This window comes from Cryptosporangium sp. NPDC048952 (assembly GCF_043197895.1).
Lineage (GTDB): Bacteria > Actinomycetota > Actinomycetes > Mycobacteriales > Cryptosporangiaceae > Cryptosporangium.
This window is the reverse complement of sequence record NZ_JBICTY010000007.1, coordinates 88,747-105,922: the sequence shown is the minus strand read 5'-3', so window position 1 is coordinate 105,922 and position 17,176 is coordinate 88,747. Positions and strand designations below refer to the sequence as shown.

18 protein-coding genes and 1 pseudogene are annotated in these 17,176 nt (G+C 70.7%); 12 read left to right on the top strand and 7 right to left on the bottom strand.

The window, feature by feature from the left end; translation table 11 throughout:
- Positions 1-26 precede the first annotated feature (26 nt).
- Genes ACGFY5_RS34010 through ACGFY5_RS33995 form a run of 4 tightly spaced genes read left to right on the top strand, consistent with a single transcriptional unit; the run spans position 27 to position 3,661 of the window.
- On the top strand, positions 27-860 hold the full coding sequence (locus tag ACGFY5_RS34010) for a fumarylacetoacetate hydrolase family protein (protein WP_392726635.1): 834 nt from the start codon (positions 27-29) through the stop codon (positions 858-860).
- Positions 860-2,221: an acyclic terpene utilization AtuA family protein gene (locus tag ACGFY5_RS34005; protein ID WP_392726633.1), complete on the top strand. Its 1,362-nt coding sequence runs from the start codon at positions 860-862 to the stop codon at positions 2,219-2,221. The genes ACGFY5_RS34010 and ACGFY5_RS34005 overlap by 1 nt, the downstream gene beginning before the upstream one ends.
- The gene (locus ACGFY5_RS34000) at positions 2,214-2,516 is read left to right on the top strand and encodes a DUF4387 domain-containing protein (protein ID WP_392726630.1); all 303 of its coding nucleotides are present in this window, start codon (positions 2,214-2,216) and stop codon (positions 2,514-2,516) included. Before ACGFY5_RS34005 ends, ACGFY5_RS34000 begins: the two co-directional genes overlap by 8 nt.
- A complete protein-coding gene (locus ACGFY5_RS33995; protein ID WP_392726629.1) occupies positions 2,513-3,661 on the top strand; it encodes an alpha-hydroxy-acid oxidizing protein in 1,149 nt (382 codons plus the stop codon). The genes ACGFY5_RS34000 and ACGFY5_RS33995 overlap by 4 nt, the downstream gene beginning before the upstream one ends.
- Here ACGFY5_RS33995 and ACGFY5_RS33990 read toward each other — a convergent pair.
- On the bottom strand, positions 3,647-4,876 hold the full coding sequence (locus ACGFY5_RS33990) for an ROK family transcriptional regulator (protein WP_392726627.1): 1,230 nt from the start codon (positions 4,874-4,876) through the stop codon (positions 3,647-3,649). The two genes, ACGFY5_RS33995 and ACGFY5_RS33990, sit on opposite strands and share 15 nt — an antisense overlap.
- Before the next feature lie 48 nt (positions 4,877-4,924).
- On the opposite strand from ACGFY5_RS33990, the gene ACGFY5_RS33985 reads away from it, so the two are divergent.
- The 4 genes and pseudogenes from ACGFY5_RS33985 to ACGFY5_RS33970 all read left to right on the top strand — a co-directional run bounded on the left by ACGFY5_RS33985 (position 4,925) and on the right by ACGFY5_RS33970 (position 9,493).
- Positions 4,925-6,109: an MFS transporter gene (locus ACGFY5_RS33985; RefSeq protein WP_392726624.1), complete on the top strand. Its 1,185-nt coding sequence runs from the start codon at positions 4,925-4,927 to the stop codon at positions 6,107-6,109.
- 822 nt (positions 6,110-6,931) lie between these two features.
- On the top strand, positions 6,932-7,444 hold the full coding sequence (locus ACGFY5_RS33980; protein ID WP_392726623.1) for a GNAT family N-acetyltransferase: 513 nt from the start codon (positions 6,932-6,934) through the stop codon (positions 7,442-7,444).
- 356 nt (positions 7,445-7,800) lie between these two features.
- Positions 7,801-8,712 (top strand): annotated as a pseudogene (locus ACGFY5_RS33975) (RNA polymerase subunit sigma-70); the annotation flags it as partial.
- Positions 8,713-8,716: 4 nt separating this feature from the next.
- Positions 8,717-9,493, top strand: coding sequence for a YybH family protein (locus ACGFY5_RS33970; protein ID WP_392726621.1), 777 nt, complete (start codon positions 8,717-8,719; stop codon positions 9,491-9,493).
- A gap of 2 nt (positions 9,494-9,495) precedes the next feature.
- On the opposite strand, the gene ACGFY5_RS33965 is transcribed toward ACGFY5_RS33970, so the two are convergent.
- Positions 9,496-10,008, bottom strand: a complete 513-nt coding sequence (locus ACGFY5_RS33965) for a dihydrofolate reductase family protein (RefSeq protein ID WP_392726618.1) — start codon at positions 10,006-10,008, stop codon at positions 9,496-9,498.
- A gap of 56 nt (positions 10,009-10,064) precedes the next feature.
- Here ACGFY5_RS33965 and ACGFY5_RS33960 point away from each other — a divergent pair, with 56 nt between their 5' ends.
- Positions 10,065-10,961 (top strand): RNA polymerase subunit sigma-70, encoded by an 897-nt coding sequence (locus ACGFY5_RS33960; protein ID WP_392726616.1) that lies wholly within the window; start codon positions 10,065-10,067, stop codon positions 10,959-10,961.
- Between the two features lie 87 nt (positions 10,962-11,048).
- Here the strand turns inward: ACGFY5_RS33960 and ACGFY5_RS33955 are convergent, their stop codons facing one another.
- Positions 11,049-11,438 (bottom strand): VOC family protein, encoded by a 390-nt coding sequence (locus ACGFY5_RS33955; RefSeq protein ID WP_392726614.1) that lies wholly within the window; start codon positions 11,436-11,438, stop codon positions 11,049-11,051.
- Positions 11,439-11,518: 80 nt separating this feature from the next.
- Between ACGFY5_RS33955 and ACGFY5_RS33950 the strand changes: the two genes are divergently transcribed.
- The gene (locus ACGFY5_RS33950; protein WP_392726612.1) at positions 11,519-12,496 is read left to right on the top strand and encodes a matrixin family metalloprotease; all 978 of its coding nucleotides are present in this window, start codon (positions 11,519-11,521) and stop codon (positions 12,494-12,496) included.
- 125 nt (positions 12,497-12,621) lie between these two features.
- Here ACGFY5_RS33950 and ACGFY5_RS33945 read toward each other — a convergent pair whose 3' ends face one another.
- The 3 genes from ACGFY5_RS33945 to ACGFY5_RS33935 all read right to left on the bottom strand — a co-directional run bounded on the left by ACGFY5_RS33945 (position 12,622) and on the right by ACGFY5_RS33935 (position 15,101).
- Positions 12,622-13,197, bottom strand: a complete 576-nt coding sequence (locus ACGFY5_RS33945; protein WP_392726610.1) for a dihydrofolate reductase family protein — start codon at positions 13,195-13,197, stop codon at positions 12,622-12,624.
- A 61-nt stretch (positions 13,198-13,258) separates the two neighbouring features.
- Entirely contained in the window at positions 13,259-13,828 is a 570-nt protein-coding gene (locus tag ACGFY5_RS33940; RefSeq protein ID WP_392726608.1) for a TetR/AcrR family transcriptional regulator, read from the bottom strand.
- Positions 13,809-15,101 carry a replication-associated recombination protein A gene (locus tag ACGFY5_RS33935; protein WP_392726606.1) on the bottom strand — a complete coding sequence of 431 codons (1,293 nt, stop codon included), beginning with the start codon at positions 15,099-15,101 and terminating at the stop codon, positions 13,809-13,811. The genes ACGFY5_RS33940 and ACGFY5_RS33935 overlap by 20 nt, the downstream gene beginning before the upstream one ends.
- Before the next feature lie 29 nt (positions 15,102-15,130).
- On the opposite strand from ACGFY5_RS33935, the gene ACGFY5_RS33930 reads away from it, so the two are divergent.
- On the top strand, positions 15,131-15,802 hold the full coding sequence (locus tag ACGFY5_RS33930; RefSeq protein ID WP_392726605.1) for a tetratricopeptide repeat protein: 672 nt from the start codon (positions 15,131-15,133) through the stop codon (positions 15,800-15,802).
- 14 nt (positions 15,803-15,816) lie between these two features.
- The gene (locus ACGFY5_RS33925) at positions 15,817-16,278 is read left to right on the top strand and encodes a YdeI/OmpD-associated family protein (protein ID WP_392726602.1); all 462 of its coding nucleotides are present in this window, start codon (positions 15,817-15,819) and stop codon (positions 16,276-16,278) included.
- Here the strand turns inward: ACGFY5_RS33925 and ACGFY5_RS33920 are convergent.
- A complete protein-coding gene (locus ACGFY5_RS33920) occupies positions 16,238-17,170 on the bottom strand; it encodes an NADP-dependent oxidoreductase (protein WP_392726600.1) in 933 nt (310 codons plus the stop codon). The two genes, ACGFY5_RS33925 and ACGFY5_RS33920, sit on opposite strands and share 41 nt — an antisense overlap.
- Positions 17,171-17,176: the final 6 nt, after the last annotated feature.

The following is a 17,176-nucleotide window of genomic DNA, read 5'->3' as shown; positions in this document are numbered from 1 at the left end:
GAAACACCCCACCCACAGGAGTGTCTGTGCGCTTCATCAGTTATGCCTCCGGCACCGACGAGGGAGTCGCGATCAAGTCCCCGGAGGGCTACCGCGGACGTCCCGTCGCCGAGCTCGGCGGTGACCTGAAGTCCCACCTCATGGACCTGCCCGGTCTAGCGAAAAACCTCGACGACGCACCCCTGCTGGCGGACTTCCGTTACCTGCCACCGATCCAGCGCCCGGACAAGATCCTCTGCATCGGCCTGAACTACGCGGCCCACTCCGCCGAAAGCGGCTTCGAGGTCCCCGGCTACCCCACCGTCTTCGCCCGGTTCGCCAACAGCCTCGTCGGACACGGCGCCCCGCTCGTCCGCCCGAACGCGTCGGACCTGCTCGACTACGAGTGCGAGCTCGCCGTCGTCATCGGTGCAGGTGGACGGCACATCGACGAGGCGGATGCCTTGGCGCACGTCGCGGGCTATTCGCTGTTCAACGACGGGTCGGTCCGCGACTTCCAGATGAAATCCCCGCAGTGGACGATGGGCAAGACGTTCGACGACACGGGTGCGTTCGGCCCGGAGCTCGTCACGCCGGACGAGCTCCCCGTGGGCTGCACCGGGCTGGGCATCCGCACCGTCCTCAACGGCGACGTCCTGCAGCAGGCCAACACCGCCGACCTCATCTTCGGTGTGGCGAACCTCGTCGCGACGCTGTCCGAGGCGATGACGCTGGAGCCCGGCGACGTGATCGTCACCGGCACCCCCGACGGCGTGGGAGCTCTGCGCGACCCGCAGATCTGGATGAAGCCCGGCGACGAGTGCCGGATCGAGATCGATCGGATCGGGGCGCTCGTCAACCCGGTCGTTCAGGAGTCGTGATGTCGGTAAAGGTGTACGTACCCCAGGGCTCGCTCGGCGTCGGGCTGTTCCCCGAGGAGATCGACCTCGCGTTGGAGCGCCGCCCCGACGTCATGGCGCTGGACGCGGGGTCGACGGACAGCGGCGCCGCGTACCTGGCCAAGGGCGTGTCGAAGAACGACCGCGGCTCGGTGAAGCGGGACCTCACGCTGATCATGGGTGCCCAGCAGAAGGCCGGTATCCCGATCTTGATCGGCACGGCGGGGCAGGCCGGCGGGGACCTGAACGTCGACTGGACCCGGGACGTCGTCGTGGAGGTCGCGCAGGAACTGGGGTACGCGCCGAAGATCGCGCTGCTCTACTCCGAGCAGACCCCGACGCTCGTCAAGCAGAAACTGGCCGACGGCAAGATCAGCGCGCTGCCTCCGCTGGGGGGTCTCGACGACGCCACGATCGACGCGTGCCTGCACATCGTCGCTCTGATGGGACCTGAGCCGTACTTCGCGGCACTGGACGCCGGAGCGGACATCATCATCGGCGGACGCTCCTCGGATCCGGCGGTGATCGGCGCGTTCCCGATCTGGAAGGGCGCGCCGAAGGCGGCGTGCTGGCACGCGGGGAAGATCGCCGAGTGCGCGGGCCAGGCGACGTCGGCGAACACGGGCCAGCGGGGCGTGTTCCTCGAGATCCACGACGACGGTTTCGACATCGAGCCGGTGCACCCGGACTTCGTCGCGACCACCGAGAGCATCTCGGCGCACCTGCTGTACGAGAACAAGAATCCGTGGAAGCTGACCGAGCCGGGCGGCGAGCTCGACGTGACGGGTTGCCGGTACACGCAGCTGACCGAGCGGAAGGTGCGCGTGACCGGGTCGGCGTGGTCGCCGCAGCCCTACACGATGAAGCTCGAGGGCGCCTCGGGGCGGCTGTACCAGACGATCATGCTGGTGGGGATCACCGATCCCGACGTCCTGGCCGACCCGCAGACGTTCCACGACAAGATGCTGCAGGTCCTCACCGACCGGGCGAAGTCGGCCACGGGCGTCGATGATTTCCACATCTCGCTCCGCCTGTACGGGTGGAACGCGGTCAGCGGGATGCCTCGCACCGACGGGGCGGTGCCGCTCGAGATCGGGCTGCTCGGGGTGTTCACGGCCGCGACGCAGGAGCTGGCGAACGAGGTCGCGAAGGCCTGCAACCCGTACTTCTTCCACATGCCGATCCGGGCGGGCATGGAGCTGCCGAGCTACGGCTGGCCGTTCTCGCCGGGCGACGTCCCCCGCGGCCCCGCCTATCAGTTCGAGCTGAACCACATCGTCAGCGTCGATGATCCGCTGGAGCTCGTCCGCATGCAGTTCGTGGAGGTGGGCGTGTATGCCTAGGGTCAGCGAGGTCTGCCGGCACGTGCGGTCGAAGGTCGCCGGGCCGTTCTGGGTGACGATCGACCTGATGTTCGACGGGCAGGAGAACTACGACCGGTACGCGACGGCTCTGAGCGCGGAGACCATCGGCGCGGTGTACGGCGTCGATCCGGGGTCGGTGCTGTTGTATCCGGTCGCGGATCTGCGGGTGCTGAAGATCTCTTACCCTCGACGATCGCCGCAGGGTGGCGTCGAGGAGCGCGACCTGCACTCCGGGCAGCAGTACACCTACCTGCTGAACCTCGAGCTCGCATGAGCTTCGCGGATTACCAGTTCGAGATCTACCTCGACGGGCTGAACGGTCGGGTGTCGGATTTCCCGATGGACTACGCGACGCTCGAGAGCCGGGCGGCGGAGGCGCTCCCGCCCTCGCTGCACTCGTACATCGCGGGCGGGGCGGGGGACGAGGCGACCCAGCGACGCAACGCCGAGGTGTTCGCGCAGTGGGGGCTGGTGCCGCGGATGCTGGTCGGGGCGGCGCAGCGGGACCTGTCGGTGACGGTGTGGGGGCAGACGTTCCCGAGTCCGATCTTCTTGGCGCCGGTGGGGGTGGTGGGGCTCGTGACGCACGACCACCACGGGGACGTCGCGGTTGCGCGTTCAGCTGCGGCAACCGGCGTGCCGGCGGTGTTCTCGACGCTCATGGAGGATCCGCTCGAGGAGGTGATCGGCCACGCCGGGTCGACGCCCAGCTTCTTCCAGCTGTACACGCCGACCGACCGTGACCTGGCCGCGAGCCTGGTCGAGCGGGCTGGGCGCGCGGGGTATCGGGGCATCGTCGTCACGTTGGACACGTGGGTGCCGGGGTGGCGGCCGCGTGACCTCTCGACCGGCAACTTCCCGCAGTTGCGGGGGCACGTGCTGGCGAACTACACCAGCGATCCCGTGTTCACGAAGCTCGCGGGTTCCGAGCCGGTCGTGCCGACCTGGGCGCGGATCTTCGGCAATCCGCTGACCTGGGACGACCTGACGTGGTTGCGGTCCCTGACGGACTTGCCGCTGATCCTGAAGGGGATCTCGCACCCCGACGACGCGCGCCGGGCGATCGACGGGGGAGTGGACGGGATCTACTGCTCGAACCACGGGGGTCGGCAGGCCAACGGTGGACTCGGTTCGCTCGAGTTGCTGCCGGAGGTCGTCGAGGCCTGCGACGGACAGGTGCCGGTGCTGTTCGACTCGGGTGTGCGGAGTGGGTCGGACGTGGTGACGGCGCTGGGCCTGGGCGCGACGATGGTGGGGATCGGGCGTCCGTACGTGTACGGGCTGGCGGTTGGTGGGGTCGCGGGGGTGACGCACGTGGTGCGGATGCTGCTCGCGGAGGCGGATCTGCTCATGGCCGTGAACGGTTATCCGGACGTCGCGGCGGTGCGGGCGAACCTCCGGCGCTCAGAGCGCTTCTAGGAGTACGTTCCACGCTTCCTCGGCCGCGCCGACGATCGGGCCGTCGTCACCGAGGGTCGCGGCCACGAGGGGTGGGGCGGCGGCGCGCCGAAAGCGCATGAGGCCTGCGAGGTAGGCGGTGTGGACCGTGTCGGGGGCGGCGGCCAGGATCTCCACACCAAGGCCCCCGACGGTGACGAGATCCGGGTCGAGCCCGTTCACCAGCCCAGCGATCCCCCGCCCCAAAGCCCCGGCCACCTCCTCCACCGCCACCCGCTCCGCGCCTGCGCCGGCCAAATCCGCGCCGGCCAAATCCGCGCCGGCCGAATCCGCGCCGGCCGAATCCGCGCCGGCCAGATCCGCGCCGGCCAGATCCGCGCTGGCCAGATCCGCGCCGGCCGAGCCGCCGCCGGCGGCGCGTGCAGCGGCGATCACGCGACGCGCATACGCAATGGGATCCGGGGGCCGTGGGGCGCCCAGGAGACGAGCCAAAGCCGTGCCATCGACCTCGTTCCCCCAACACCCCGACGCCCCGCACGAACACGAACGCCCGGGCTCCCCGAACGGCAGATGCCCGAACTCACCAGCCGCACCGATAGCCCCGGTAACCACCCGCCCATCAGCCACGATCGCCCCACCGATCCCAGCGGCCACCCGCACGTGCAACGCCACCGCAGCCCCCGCCGCGGCCCCGCGACGAGACTCCGCCGCCCCCGCGAGCATCGCGTCATTCCCCACCACGAACACCGCCGCCCCCGCCCGCAGCGGTGACAGATCCAACGCGTGCCACCCCAACCCGACCGCCTCGACCCGCTGATCCCGCGACACCGGCCCGGTCACCGCAACCCCGACCCCGCGCACCCGAGGCCCGAGCGCGTCGACGGCTCCCCGCACCGCACCGAGAACCACCGAAGGATCCCCGCCCCGGTGCGACCCCAGCGTGCTCGAAACCACTCGCCCCCCGAGCTCCACCGCGGCAACCTGCCACGCCTCGTGCGTGATCGACACCGCCGCCACCAGTGGCCCTTCCGGATGCGGCACCAGCGCGGTCGTAGGCCGCCCCCGAGCCCCACTCGGCGCCGCGGGTTGCTCGTGCACGAGTCCGGCCGCACCGAGCCGCCCCACCAACTCGGTAGCCGCCCCGGTGCCCACCCCGATGAGCCGCGCCGCCTCCGCCCGGGTCACGCCCGGACGAGCGTGCACAATCCGCAGCAACTGGGCTGAGCGCGTCGTCACAATCGCAGCTCCTTCTTTTTACTCCGCGACCGAGCTTATTCTGTCGCGGTGAACCATCGTGCCGCCCTGGCTGCCCTCGGCGCCTCCACGTTCGTGTATGTCACCGCCGAGACGATCCCGATCGGGCTCCTCCCGGAGATGGCCCGCGACCTGAACGTGACCGAGGCGTCCATCGGCCTGCTCGTCACGAGCTACGCGGTCGTGGCGGGGCTGACGTCGATCCCGCTGACCGCCGTCACGATGCGCTTCCCCCGGCGCGCGCTGATCGCCGGCACCGTCGCCGCGTTCGCGATCTCGCAGTTCGCGGCCGCGCTCGCCCCGACGTTCGCGCTGGTCGTCATCGCCCGACTCCTCTGCGCGCTCGCCCACGGGGTCTTCTGGGCGACGATCGCGCCGATCGCCGCACGCCTGGTGCCACCGGGCCAGGGAGGCCGCGCGATCGCACTCGTGTTCCTCGGCAACTCGCTGGCGATCGTGCTGGGGGTGCCGCTCGGCACGGCGCTGGGGCAGTGGCTCGGCTGGCGCGTAGTTCTCACGATCCTCGCGGTCGTGGGCGCGATCTGCGTCGCGGCGTTGTTCGCCACGCTCCCCGTGTTGTCGGGCGAGACCACGAAAGCCGGCATCAAGACCGCGTTCCTCGTCCTGCGCGACCGCTCCCTCTTCGCGATCTGCGCCACCACCGCAGTACTGATGATCGGACTGTTCGCCGCCTACACCTACCTCGCGCCCCTGGTCCGGCGCGACGCAGGCCTCGAAGGCACGGCGCTGAGCGCGTTGCTGCTCGGCTTCGGCGTCGCCGGACTCTTCGGCAACTGGATCATCGGCCGCTGGGTCGACCGGAGCCCCGGCCGCCTGCTCGCCACGTTGATCGCGGTCATGGTGGTCGCGCTGGCAGCACTCGTGCCGGTGCTCGGCCCCGTGCCGACCGTCGTCGCCGTGCTCGCCTGGGGCGCCGCGATGACCGCGACCCCCATCATCCTGCAAGCCGCCGTCCTGCGCGTCGCCCCCGCGACCGGCGACGCCGCCTCCGCCGTCTACGTCGTCGCGTTCCAGATCGGCATCGGCGGCGGCTCGCTTCTCGGCGAACGCTTCGTCAGCGCCGGGTGGCTGGGCTGGTTGCCGCTGCTAGCGGCGGTATTGGCCGGAGCCGCGTTGGTGATCGTCCGCGCCTCCCGCACCGCCTTCCCCGCGGTTCTTCCCATCGAGACCCGCGAACCCGTTCCCGCCCCTTGACCACGCCGCCCCCCGCACCACCGCCCGCGGGGAGGTCTCCGCCGGCTCCCGACGAGCGCCATCTCCCCGCCGGTCCCGCCTTCCCTCCGCACCACCCGCGCTTCCGCGCCCGCTCCGCGCCCGCTCCGCGCCAGCCCCACCCGCGCTTCCGCGCCCGCTCCGCGCCCGCTCCGCGCCCGCTCCGCGCCAGCCCCACCCGCGCTTCCGCGCCCGCTCCGCGCCCGCTCCGCGCCCGCCCCACCCGCGCTCCCGCGCCTGGGCGTCCGCGTCCGCGCCTGTGCTTCTGAGCCCGCGTCCGCGCCGCGTCCGCGCCTGCGCTTCTGAGCCTGCGTCCGCTTGCGCGCCTGCGCTTCTGCGCCTGGGCTTGCGCGCTTCCGCGCCCGCCGGCCGGCGCCGCCGACTCACCACGCCTCCGCCCACCGTCCCACGCAGCTCCTCCGCCGACCCGCACCCTCGGCTCATCCCACGCGTCTCCGCCCCCACGCGCGCCGCTCCCACGCGCGCCGTCTTTGCGCGCGCCGCCTTCGCGCTCCGCGCTGCGCCGCCTTCGCGCTCCGTGCTGCGCCGCCTTCGCGCTCCGCGCTGCGCCGCCTTCGCGCTCCGCGCTGCGCCGCCTTCGCGCTCCGCGCTGCGCCGCCTTCGCCCTCCGCGCTGCGCCGCCTTCGCCCTCCGCGCTGCGCGCTTCGCGATGTGCGGAGTTGTCGGGGTGCGGAGTTGTCGAGGTGCGGCACCGGTCGGGGTTCTGGCCCGAGTGGGCCGGTGAGCCTGCAGATGTTGCGTTGGTGGGTGGTGTTCGGGGGTGGCGGTGCTTAGGGTCGCGGGGTGTCCAACCGAACTACGGTGCCAATTGTTCGTGTCGCGGAGCTCGGTGACGCCGAGACGATCTATGCGCTGAGCCTGAGGGCGATTCGGGGCTCGGCGGCGGAGCACTACACGCCGGACCAGCTCGAGGCGTGGGTTTCGGCGCGGTCGGTGGACCAGCATCGCGCGCTGATCGAGCACACCCGCACGCTCATCGCGATGGTCGACGGCGAACCGGCCGGGTTCGTCGCCGTCGCGCTCGAACCGTGGAACACGCTCGAACGCGGCGAGGTCGACCAGCTCTTCGTCGACCCCGCATACGGCGGCCGCGGCGTCGCCCGCGCCCTCCTCGACGCCGTCGCCGACGTCGCCACCGTCACCCACGCCTCCTGGCGCGCCGCGCCGGTCTTCGAGCGCAACGGCTACCTCCCCGAGGAGACCGAAACCGTCCACCTCAACGACCAGACCCTGACCCGAGTCCGCATGAGACGAACCCCGCGACCGCCAAGCCGACCCCCGCCTCCGACGCTGTGAGCCCTGCGATCGAGAGCGCAGGGTCGGCGCCCGATGACCCGAGCCCCGCGCCCGGTCTCTCGAGCTCTGCGCCCGGCGGCGCGGACCCCCAGCCTGGTGGCGCGGACCCCCAGCCTGGTGGCGCGGACCCCCAGCCTGGTGGCACGGACCCCGCGCCTGGTGGCCCGGACCCCGCGCCTGGTGGCACGGACCCCGCGCCCGATGGCGCACGTCCCGCGTGTGGCGGTGGTGAGTCGGCACGTCCCGCGTGTGGCGGTGGTGAGTCGGCACGCGGCGCGTGTGGCGGCGGCGAGTCGGCGGGCGGTGCGAGTTCAGCGGTCTGGGAAAACTCCGCGGGCAGCGCGGGTCGCGACGGCGCCAGCGCCGGTGCGCACTCCGAGGAGGCATTCGGGCGGGTGGTGGAGGGAGTGCGGGGGGAGCTGCACGCTCACTGCTACCAACTGCTCGGCTCGGTGCACGACGCGGACGACGCCGTGCAGGAGACGCTCGTCCGGGCCTGGCGCGCCCTGGACAGCTTCGCCGATCAGGGACACGGCATCCGCCCCTGGCTGTACCGGATAGCCACCAACCGGTGCCTCACCCTGCTGGAGCGCCGCGCCCGCCGTGAGCTTCCGACCGACGTCAGCATGGCGTCGGACCCGCAGTGGATCGAACCGTACGCACAACCAGAGGGAACCGTGCTAGCACGCGAGCGCCTGGAACTGGCGTTCGTGGCCGCGCTGCAGCACCTGCCCGCACTCCAGCGGGCCGTGCTGTTGCTGCGCGAAGCGCAGGGATTCTCCGCGAGCGAAGTCGCGGACCTCCTCGACACCACAGTGCCCGCGGTGAACAGCGCGCTCCAGCGGGCCCGCGCCGCCCTGCCGGTCACCCCGAGATCCGAAGGCCCTGACGATCCGGGCGTCCGCGAGTTGGCGAAAAGGTACGCGCAAGCGTGGGAAGCCGGCGACGTCGACACGATCCTCGCCCTCCTCGCCGACGACGCCCGCTACTCGATGCCGCCGGAACTGGCCTGGTATGCGGGAACGGACGCGATCCGCGGCTTCCTGCTCGACGGCCCGCTGAACCTCCGATGGAAGTTCGCGGTCACGGTCGCGAACGGTCAGCTCGCGTTCGGTACGTACTTGCGGGAGAACGACGTCTACCGCCCAGGCGGCCTCGACGTACTGACCGTAAGGAACGGCCGTATCACCGAAGTCGTCTCCTTCCTCACCGCCGACCTCACACAATTCGGCCTGCCCGATGAGTTCGGCCCGTCCGCGGGGTTGTAAGGGTATGAACGAGATCAACGAACTCATCGAACGCTGGGTGCTGGCCGTCGGGGCCGGCGATCTGGACGCCGTGGTCGCCGACCACGCCGACGACATCGTGATGTTCGACGTCCCCCCGCCCGAGAACGGCGTGCGGGGCATCGACGAGTACCGCACGACGTGGCCGCCGTTCTTCGAATGGCTGCGGTCCGGGGCGGTGTTCGAGCTGGTGTCGGTGGAGGTCACCGCGGGGGAGGACGTCGCATTCGCGGTGGCATTGCTGCGCTGCGGCGAGCCTGGTGACGTCGCCGACAGGCGCCTGCGGCTGACGCTCGGCCTCCGCAGGGAGAACGGCCGCTGGATCGTGGCGCACGAACACCACTCGTTCACCGTCTCCGATTCGGAGAAAGACATCGCAGCCCTGCACCAGCGCTGGTTCGACGCCACGGCATCCAAGGATCTGGACGCGATGATGGCCGGTATCGCCGACGACGTCGTGTCGTACGAGCACGAAGCGCCGCTGCAGTACGTGGGCGTGGACGCGGTGCGCGAGGTGTGCGCCACCGGGCTGGAGTCCTCGACCGGCACCGTCACCTGGGACGTGCCGGATCTCACGATCCTGGTCCGCGACGACCTCGCCGTGTCCTGGGGCTTGAACAGGATGACGGACGGCGCGGCTGCCGAGAGCTGGTCCCGCGGCACGCGCGTGTTCCGCCGGACCCAGGGTGAGTGGCGCATGGTGCACCAGCACGTCTCCTGGCCCGAGTCCGACGGCCACGCACGCTTCGATCTCCGTCCCTGAGCTCAGCGCCGCAACACGGTCAGCGTGGTGACGCCCGTCTGTTCGGCGGAGACGAAACGGAGCTCGGCCGGCTCCGCGAACAGACGGTCACCCGCGCCGACCACTGCCGGGAACGTGATCAGCCGGTACTCGTCGACCAGATCGGCAGCAGCCAGCGCATGCACCAGACTCGTGCTCCCGATGACCACGACGTTCCGCTGCTCCTGCTTCAGCCACGCGAACGGATCCCCCTCGATCGCCGACGAATTCGACCAGCGCGACGCATCGATCCCGCCCCGCGTCGCCACGTACTTCGGCACCGAGTTCATCAACCGCGCGTACGACGTGTCCCGAGAGGGCCAGAGCTGGGCGAACTGCTCCCAGGTCCGCCGCCCGTACAGTTGAACTTCCATCCGTGCACCCAGCCGGAACTTGTCGTCGCTGACCGGCCCCGCGCCATACCGGAACGCCCAGTTCTCGGGGGCGGAAACCACCCCGTCGAGCGTCACGAACTGAATGACGATGACGTCGCCCATGTCTGAACTCCCTTCCTCATCCCCACGTACTTGCGGCGCGACGCAAACTCATCGGTGTGGATCACGAGGTGTATCGCAGCGATCTGCTCGCGCACTGCTACCGGATGCTCGGCTCGTTCGACGAAGCCGAGGACCTCGTGCAGGAGACGCTGCTCCGCGCCTGGAAAGCAGCCGACCGCTACGATCCGGACAAAGCATCGGTGCGCACCTGGCTGCACCGCATCGCCACCAACGTCTGCCTGACCGCGCTCGAAGGGCGGGCCCGGCGCCCGTTGCCGAGCGGCATCGGGGTGGCCGGTGACGACCCCCAGGTACCGCTGATCCCGAACCTCGACATCCCCTGGCTGCAGCCGTTCCCGTCCGATCCCGCGGACACCACCGAACAGCGCGCCGGACTGCGGCTGGCGCTGGTCGCGGCGCTGCAACTGCTACCCGCACGACAGCGGGCGGCGCTGGTGCTGCGTGAGGTGCTCCAACTGCCCGCCGCGGACGTCGCAAAAACCTTGGACACCAGCGTGGCGTCGGTGAACAGCAGTTTGCAGCGGGCGCGAGCCACCGTACGTGCCGCCGGGGTTTCGATCGAAGGGCTGCGTGAACCCGCCGATCCCGGCGAACGCGCGGTGGTCGAGAAGTATCTGGCGGCGTTCGAAGCCGCCGACGTGCCTGCGCTGACCCAACTGCTCGCCGACGACGTCGTCCTGGAAATGCCGCCGGTGGCGCTCTGGCTCGCCGGCCGGGACCACTACCGGGAATTCCTGGACCGCGTGTTCACGATGCGCGGCACCGGTTGGCGCGCGGTGCCGGTCGAGGCCAACGGCGGACCGGCGTTCGCGGCCTGGACCCCGGACGGTCGCCCGCACTCCGTGCAGGTCTTCGACGTGCGCGACGGCCTCGTCCAGCGGTGCGTCACGTTCGCGGATACGACGGTGCTCCGGGGTTTTGCCCTTCCCTGACCTGCACCCACGAGGCTTGGTGAGGATGTGCTCGACGGGTGTGAGGCATTCGCGGCCCGCGTCCTTCCCTGACGCGGGCCGACCGCTTCACCGGACGACTTCGGCGAGCCCGAGCATGTTGCCCTCGCTGTCGCGGAACCAGGCGGCCCGCTCGCCGCGCCCCTTGCTCGGGTAGTTGCCCTCGACGTCCATGATTCCGTTCACCGCGCCGTCGTACTCCTCGAACACGACACCGCGAGCGCGCAGCTCCGCGACCGCCGCCTCGACGTCGTCGACGTAGAAGCCCAGCTGCGTGAACGACCCGTCAGACGCTCCGGCGGACGCGTACAGGCAGAAGACGCCGGACGCACCCTCGTAGCGCAGCCCGCCTTCGCGTTCCTCGGTCGGCTCCAGGCCGAGTTTGTCGGCGTACCACCGCCGGGCACGAGCCAGGTCCTGCGTCGGTATCCGCGCCTCGATCCGAGCGTTTCGCAGCATTCGGAGAGCCTAAATCACGGCTCCCGATCGGAAACTTTCTCGCACCGGCTCCCGCACTGGGCCGTTCCGACATAGGTGGCATGCGTAACCTGCTGCCTCTCCGGTCCGCCCTCGCCCCGACCACCACGGTCGCCGCGTTCGCCGCCACCGCCGCGGTCACCGCAGGCTTCGTCACCGCCTTCGCCGCCCCGGTCGCGGTCACCGCCGCCCCGGCCGTCAAGCTGGTCGCGGCCGACGCCGAGACCAACGTCGCCGCTGTCGCCACCGACGGCACCACGATCCGCTACGAGGGCCTCTCGGTCCGCATCCCCGCCGCCGGCGAGGGTGTCCAGGCCGCCGCGCAGAGCACCTCCGGCGACCTGTCGATCACGGTCAGCCGCTCCGCCGACGGCTCGGTCGTCGTCAAGACCGACAAGCACGAGCACTCGGTGGCCCAGGCTGCCAGCGCCAGCACCAGCCGCGCGAACTCCGCCAAGACCTGCACCGACTCGGCCTACCAGCTCGCCGGCTGGAAGCTCCCCAGCTTCACCTGGTACTACAACCCGGCCGGTACCCCGGCTGCCCTCTCCGGTACCGCCTCCTCGGCGATCACCACCGCCACCAACGCGCTCAGCACGGCCTGTGGCCAGCGCGCCCTCGGCCTGGCGACGACCAACGGTGGCCAGACCACCGCCGTCCCGCAGGTCGGCACGACCGGCAACTGCATCGGCAACGACGGCCGCAACGTCATCGGCTGGGTCGCCGGCAACGGCAAGTGGCTCGGCATGACCTGCACCTACTACAAGACGGTCAACGGCAACAAGACCGTGACCGGCACCGACACCGCGCTCAACACCCAGTACAAGTTCTTCACCTCGACCGCGAACTGCAGCGGCGCCTACGACCTGCAGTCGGTCGTCCTGCACGAGCGTGGCCACTCGCTGGGCCTCAACCACGTCGACCAGACCGCGCACGCCAGCGCCGTCATGACCCCGGCCCTCTCGGCCTGCTCGGTCGGCAAGCGCACCCTCGGCCTCGGCGACTTCCAGGGCCTCGTCGCGATGTACGGCACGAAATAACCCACCACAGACTCGCGGCACCCCCTGCCGCGCCCCCACGGCGGTCCGCCGGCGCCCCTCGCGCCGACGGGCCGCCGTTGTTCTGAGACCTGCACACTTCGGGGGCCCATAGCCCGCCACAGTGTTCAAGCCCGGGTGTAGTGGGTGACCGTGGCGCCGCTGGCGAAGGGTTCGCGGTGGGTGGGGGTGAACGCGGTCGGGGAAAAGTTGTCGGCGAAAGCCGGAACTCCGTCGCCCACGACGAGTGGGTAGCTCTTGATGATCAGTTCGTCGATCTCCGGGAGCACGGAGCCGGCGAGCTTGCCGCCGCCGGCGAGCCAGACGTCGTGCTCGGAGTCCTCGGACTTCAGTGCGCGCACCAGGGCGAGCGGGCCGCTGCTCACCAGCTCGACGCCGGGGTCGGTGATCTCGCCCGACGTGGTCGAGACGACGTACTGGCGCAGGTGCCCGTGCGGGCTGGTGATGCCGACGTCCAGCGCCGGCCGGTACGTGCCGAGCCCCATGACGACCGTGTCGTACCGCTGGTTGACCGCGTTCTCGACCCCGAAGTGCGCCCGGGCGTGCGTCGGCAGCGTCTCGGGCACGGTCGAGGCGATCCACGCGGCGAGGTCCTCGCCCAGCGGGAAGAAGTCGAACGAGCCGTCGGGACCAGCGATGTAACCGTCGATGCTGACCCCGACGTAATACACCAGCTTGCGCATGCCGCTCCTAACCACTGCAATCGAAGTGGTTAGCCACGTTAGTACTGCACCTGCAGTGGTGTCAACGCAGAACGCTCTCGACGAGTTGCTGGATCAGCGCGTCGGTGTCGTAGCCCTCGACGATCGCGGGCATCGTGAGCGCGTCCACGACCAGGCCGAACATCGCGAAGTACAGCAGCGCGGCGCCCGCGCGGTCCCCGGGCAGCCCGGCCGACACGTGATAGTCGATGAGCTCCTTGTGCTCGGCGGCGAGGAAACCACTGAGCTCGGCGGAGAGGTCGGGGCGGCGGGTGGCCTCCAGCCGCAGCTCGAGCATCGCGAGGTTGCTCGACCGGTCGGCCCGCTGGCGCTCGAGGAGCTGGCGCATCAACTCGCCGGCCAGCGCGTGCGACGGCGTCTGCGTCATCGTCGCGGCGAGCACCTCGGGATCGGGCGTCAGGCGCTCGCGCGTGCGCCGCATGACCTGCGCGAGCAGCTCGTCGCGGTTGGCGAAGTAGTTCGTCGCCGTGCCGGGCGGAACGCCGGCCTCCTTGTCGATCGCACGGAGCGTCAGGCCACGCGACCCGTCCCGCGCCAGAACCTCGATGGCCGCGTCGAGCAGCGCGATGCGCCTAGCTGGGTTCTGCCGCACGGTGCCCCTTTCGCAGTGCGTTCCAGCGGGCGAGCCGCTCACTGACGTCGAATTCGTTGCCGTTGGCAGTGGGCTCGTAGAACCGCTCCCGCTCCATGCCGTCGGGGAAGTAGTTCGCGCCCGAGAAGCCGTCGGCGGTATCGGGGTCGTACTCGTAATCCTTGCCGTAGCCGAGATCGCGCATCAAACGGGTCGGCGCGTTGAGGATGTTGGCCGGCGGCATGAGCGACCCGGTGCGGCGGGCGGCGGCCCGGGCCTCGCCGAAACCGCGGTACACGCTGATGGACTTCGGGGCGGTGGCCAGGTAGACCGCGGCCTGGGCGATGGCCAGTTCACCCTCGGGGGAGCCGAGCCGCTCGTAGACGTCCCAGGCGGCGAGCGTCTGCTGCACGGCCTGCGGATCGGCCATGCCGACGTCCTCGGTGGCGAACCGGACGAGGCGGCGGGCGATGTACAGCGGATCCTCGCCGCCTTCGAGCATGCGGGCCAGCCAGTAGAGCGTCGCATCGGGGTCGGAGCCGCGCATCGACTTGTGCAGTGCCGAAATGAGGTTGTAGTGGCCTTCCTGCTTCTTGTCGTAGAGCGGTGCCCGCTTCTGCACCTGCGCGACGAGTTGGGCGACGTCGAGCGGCTCGGTGCTGGTGGGTAGTGCCTCGATCATGTTCAGGAGATAGCGGCCGTCGCCATCGGCCATCGCGATCAGTGCGTGGCGGGCATCCGGTGTGAGCGGCACGGCTCCGGCGCGCTCGATCAACGTCTCCAGAGCGTCGTCGTTGAGGCGTTTGAGGACGAACACCTGACAGCGCGACAGAAGCGCGCCGTTCAGTTCGAAGCTCGGGTTCTCGGTGGTGGCGCCGACGAGCACGACCGTGCCATCCTCGACGTAGGGCAGGAAGCTGTCTTGCTGGGCGCGGTTGAAGCGGTGGATCTCGTCGACGAACAGCAGTGTGCCCTGGCCGATCTCGCGGCGCTTGGTGGCGGCGGAGAAGACCTTTCGCAGGTCGGCAACGCCGGAGAACGTGGCGGACAGCGGTTCGAAGACGAGGTTGCTGCGTTCGGCGAGCAGGCGCGCGATCGTCGTCTTGCCACACCCCGGCGGACCCCACAGGATCATCGACACCAGCCGCTTCTCCGCGACCATGCGCCCGATCGGGGCGTCGGCAGCGAGCAGATGGTCCTGGCCGACCACCTCGTCGAGCGTCCTCGGACGCAGCCGATCGGCGAGCGGCCGCGCGGACCCCTCGGCTTCGAACAGCGGCAGCGCTTCGTCCATGTCCAGACCGTACGTCTAGGGTCCGACAAGTGGAGTTCGCCGAGGAGGTTCGGGCCGCGTTCCGGCGTGGTGACAGCGCAGGAGTGACCGTTCTGGCGCGGGCCGAAGTGGAGCGGGCGCGTGCCGCCGGGGACTCAGGCGGTGAGGTCGAGGCGCTGTACGCGCTGTCGCGGGTCGCGCTGCGCGAGGACGATCTGCCGCGGGCCGAGGAATTGGCGCAGGCAGCGCTGGCTGCGGCGATGGGTGAGCGGGTGCTCGAGGAGCGGCCCCGGCACGTGCTGGCGGCCGTGGCGCGCCTGTCGGGGAACTACCTGCTAGCGCGGGAGCGCTACCTGGCGAGCATCGCGCTGAACGAGGAGCTCGGGCGGCCGGACGTGGTGACATCGGAGTCGTACAACCTGGCGGTCACGGAGCTCCACCTCGGCAATCTGCAACGGGCCCGGGAGCTCTTCGCGGAAGTCGGCGAGCGGGGGTTCGAGGCTCGGTACCTGAGCATGGCCGGGGTCGCGATGGCGTCGGCGGACGGGGATCACGCGCTCGCCGCGCGTCTGCTCGGGCGCACCGATGCGGAGTTCGCGGCGGTTGGCCAGGTACCGGATCCGGATGACGCCCGTGACTTGTCCGCTGCCCGTGACCTGGCCGTCGCCGCGCTCGGCGAGGAGCGGTTCACCGCGGAGTACCAGGTCGGCGCCCCGAGCTGAGTTACCGTGCACGCATGGGACAGACGTTGCAGCTGACCGCGATCCTCGAACCCCGCGGCCCGGCCGGTGCGTTCGTGCTGACCGACGAGCAGGCCGCGGCGCTCGGGGAGGGCAAGAAGGCCTTCCCGGTGAAGGTCACGGTCAACGGCGTCACGCTTTCGCTGCGGCTGGCCCGCATGGGTGGCGAGAACATGATCGGCCTGGCCAAGGCTGCCCGCGCGCAGGCCGGGGTCGAACTCGGCGAGACCTATGACGTCGAGATCGCGGCCGACGCGGGGGAGCGCACGGTCGAGGTGCCGGACGATCTCGCGGCGGCGTTGGCTGCCGATCCCGGCGTCGAGAAAGCGTTCGGCGCGTTGGCGTACTCGCACCGCAAGGAGTTCGTGCGGTGGGTGACCGAGGCGAAGCGCGAGGCCACGCGGGCCGATCGGGTCGTCAAGACGGTCGAGATGGTGCGTGAGGGTCGGACCCACTGAAGACGATCTTGCCGCGGGCGTGGCGGGTTTCGCTGAGTTCGTGAGCCTTTGGCGCTTCGGTGAGTGGGAAGACCGCGGCGACGGGGATCGTGAGGCGGTCCTGTGCGGCCAGATCGACCGCCAGTGCGAGGGCGTGGACCGCTAGTGCGTCGGTGGCGCCGGAGGACAGGTGGACGCCGTGGGATGCGGCGGTGAAGTCGGAGATCGTGACTACTCGATCCGGGGTGCCGGTCAGCGCGATCAGGTCGGGGAGTGCGCCGCTTGCACAGTCGAAGGCCGCGTCCACCGCGCCGGGTACCCGTTCCGCCAGCCCCGCGCCGTAGGTGGTCGGCTGGGCACCGAGGGAACGAAGGAAGTCGTGGTTGTGCTCGCTCGCGGTGCCGAGCACTCGTGCGCCGCGGGCCACGGCCATCTGCACGGCGACCGTGCCCACGCCGCCGGCTGCCCCGTTGATCAGCACGGTCTGGCCTTCGCGGACGTCGAGCCGGTCGAGGACACGGGTCGCCGTTTCGACGGCGCCTGCCGCGCCACCGGCTTCCTCCCAGGTCCAGGCGGTGGGCTTGGGTGCCCAGGCCACCAGCACGGCGTAGTCGGCGTTGGCGCCCCGTCGGGCCATCGCGACCCAGCCGAACACCTCGTCGCCGACCTCCGCGCCGGTCACCCCCTCGCCGACCTCGTCGATCACACCGGCGGCGTCGAACCCGGTCCGCCAGGGGAACGTCGCGGGCACGGCGTCGCGCATCGCGCCGGAACGGATCAGCGTCTCGCCGACCGAGAGTCCGGACGCCCGGACGGCGATCCGGATCTCGCCGGGCCCGGCGTGCGGCTCGTCGACCTCGGCGAGTTCCAGCACGCCGGGCGGCCCGTACCGCGTGAACTGCACAGCTCTCATGTCCCG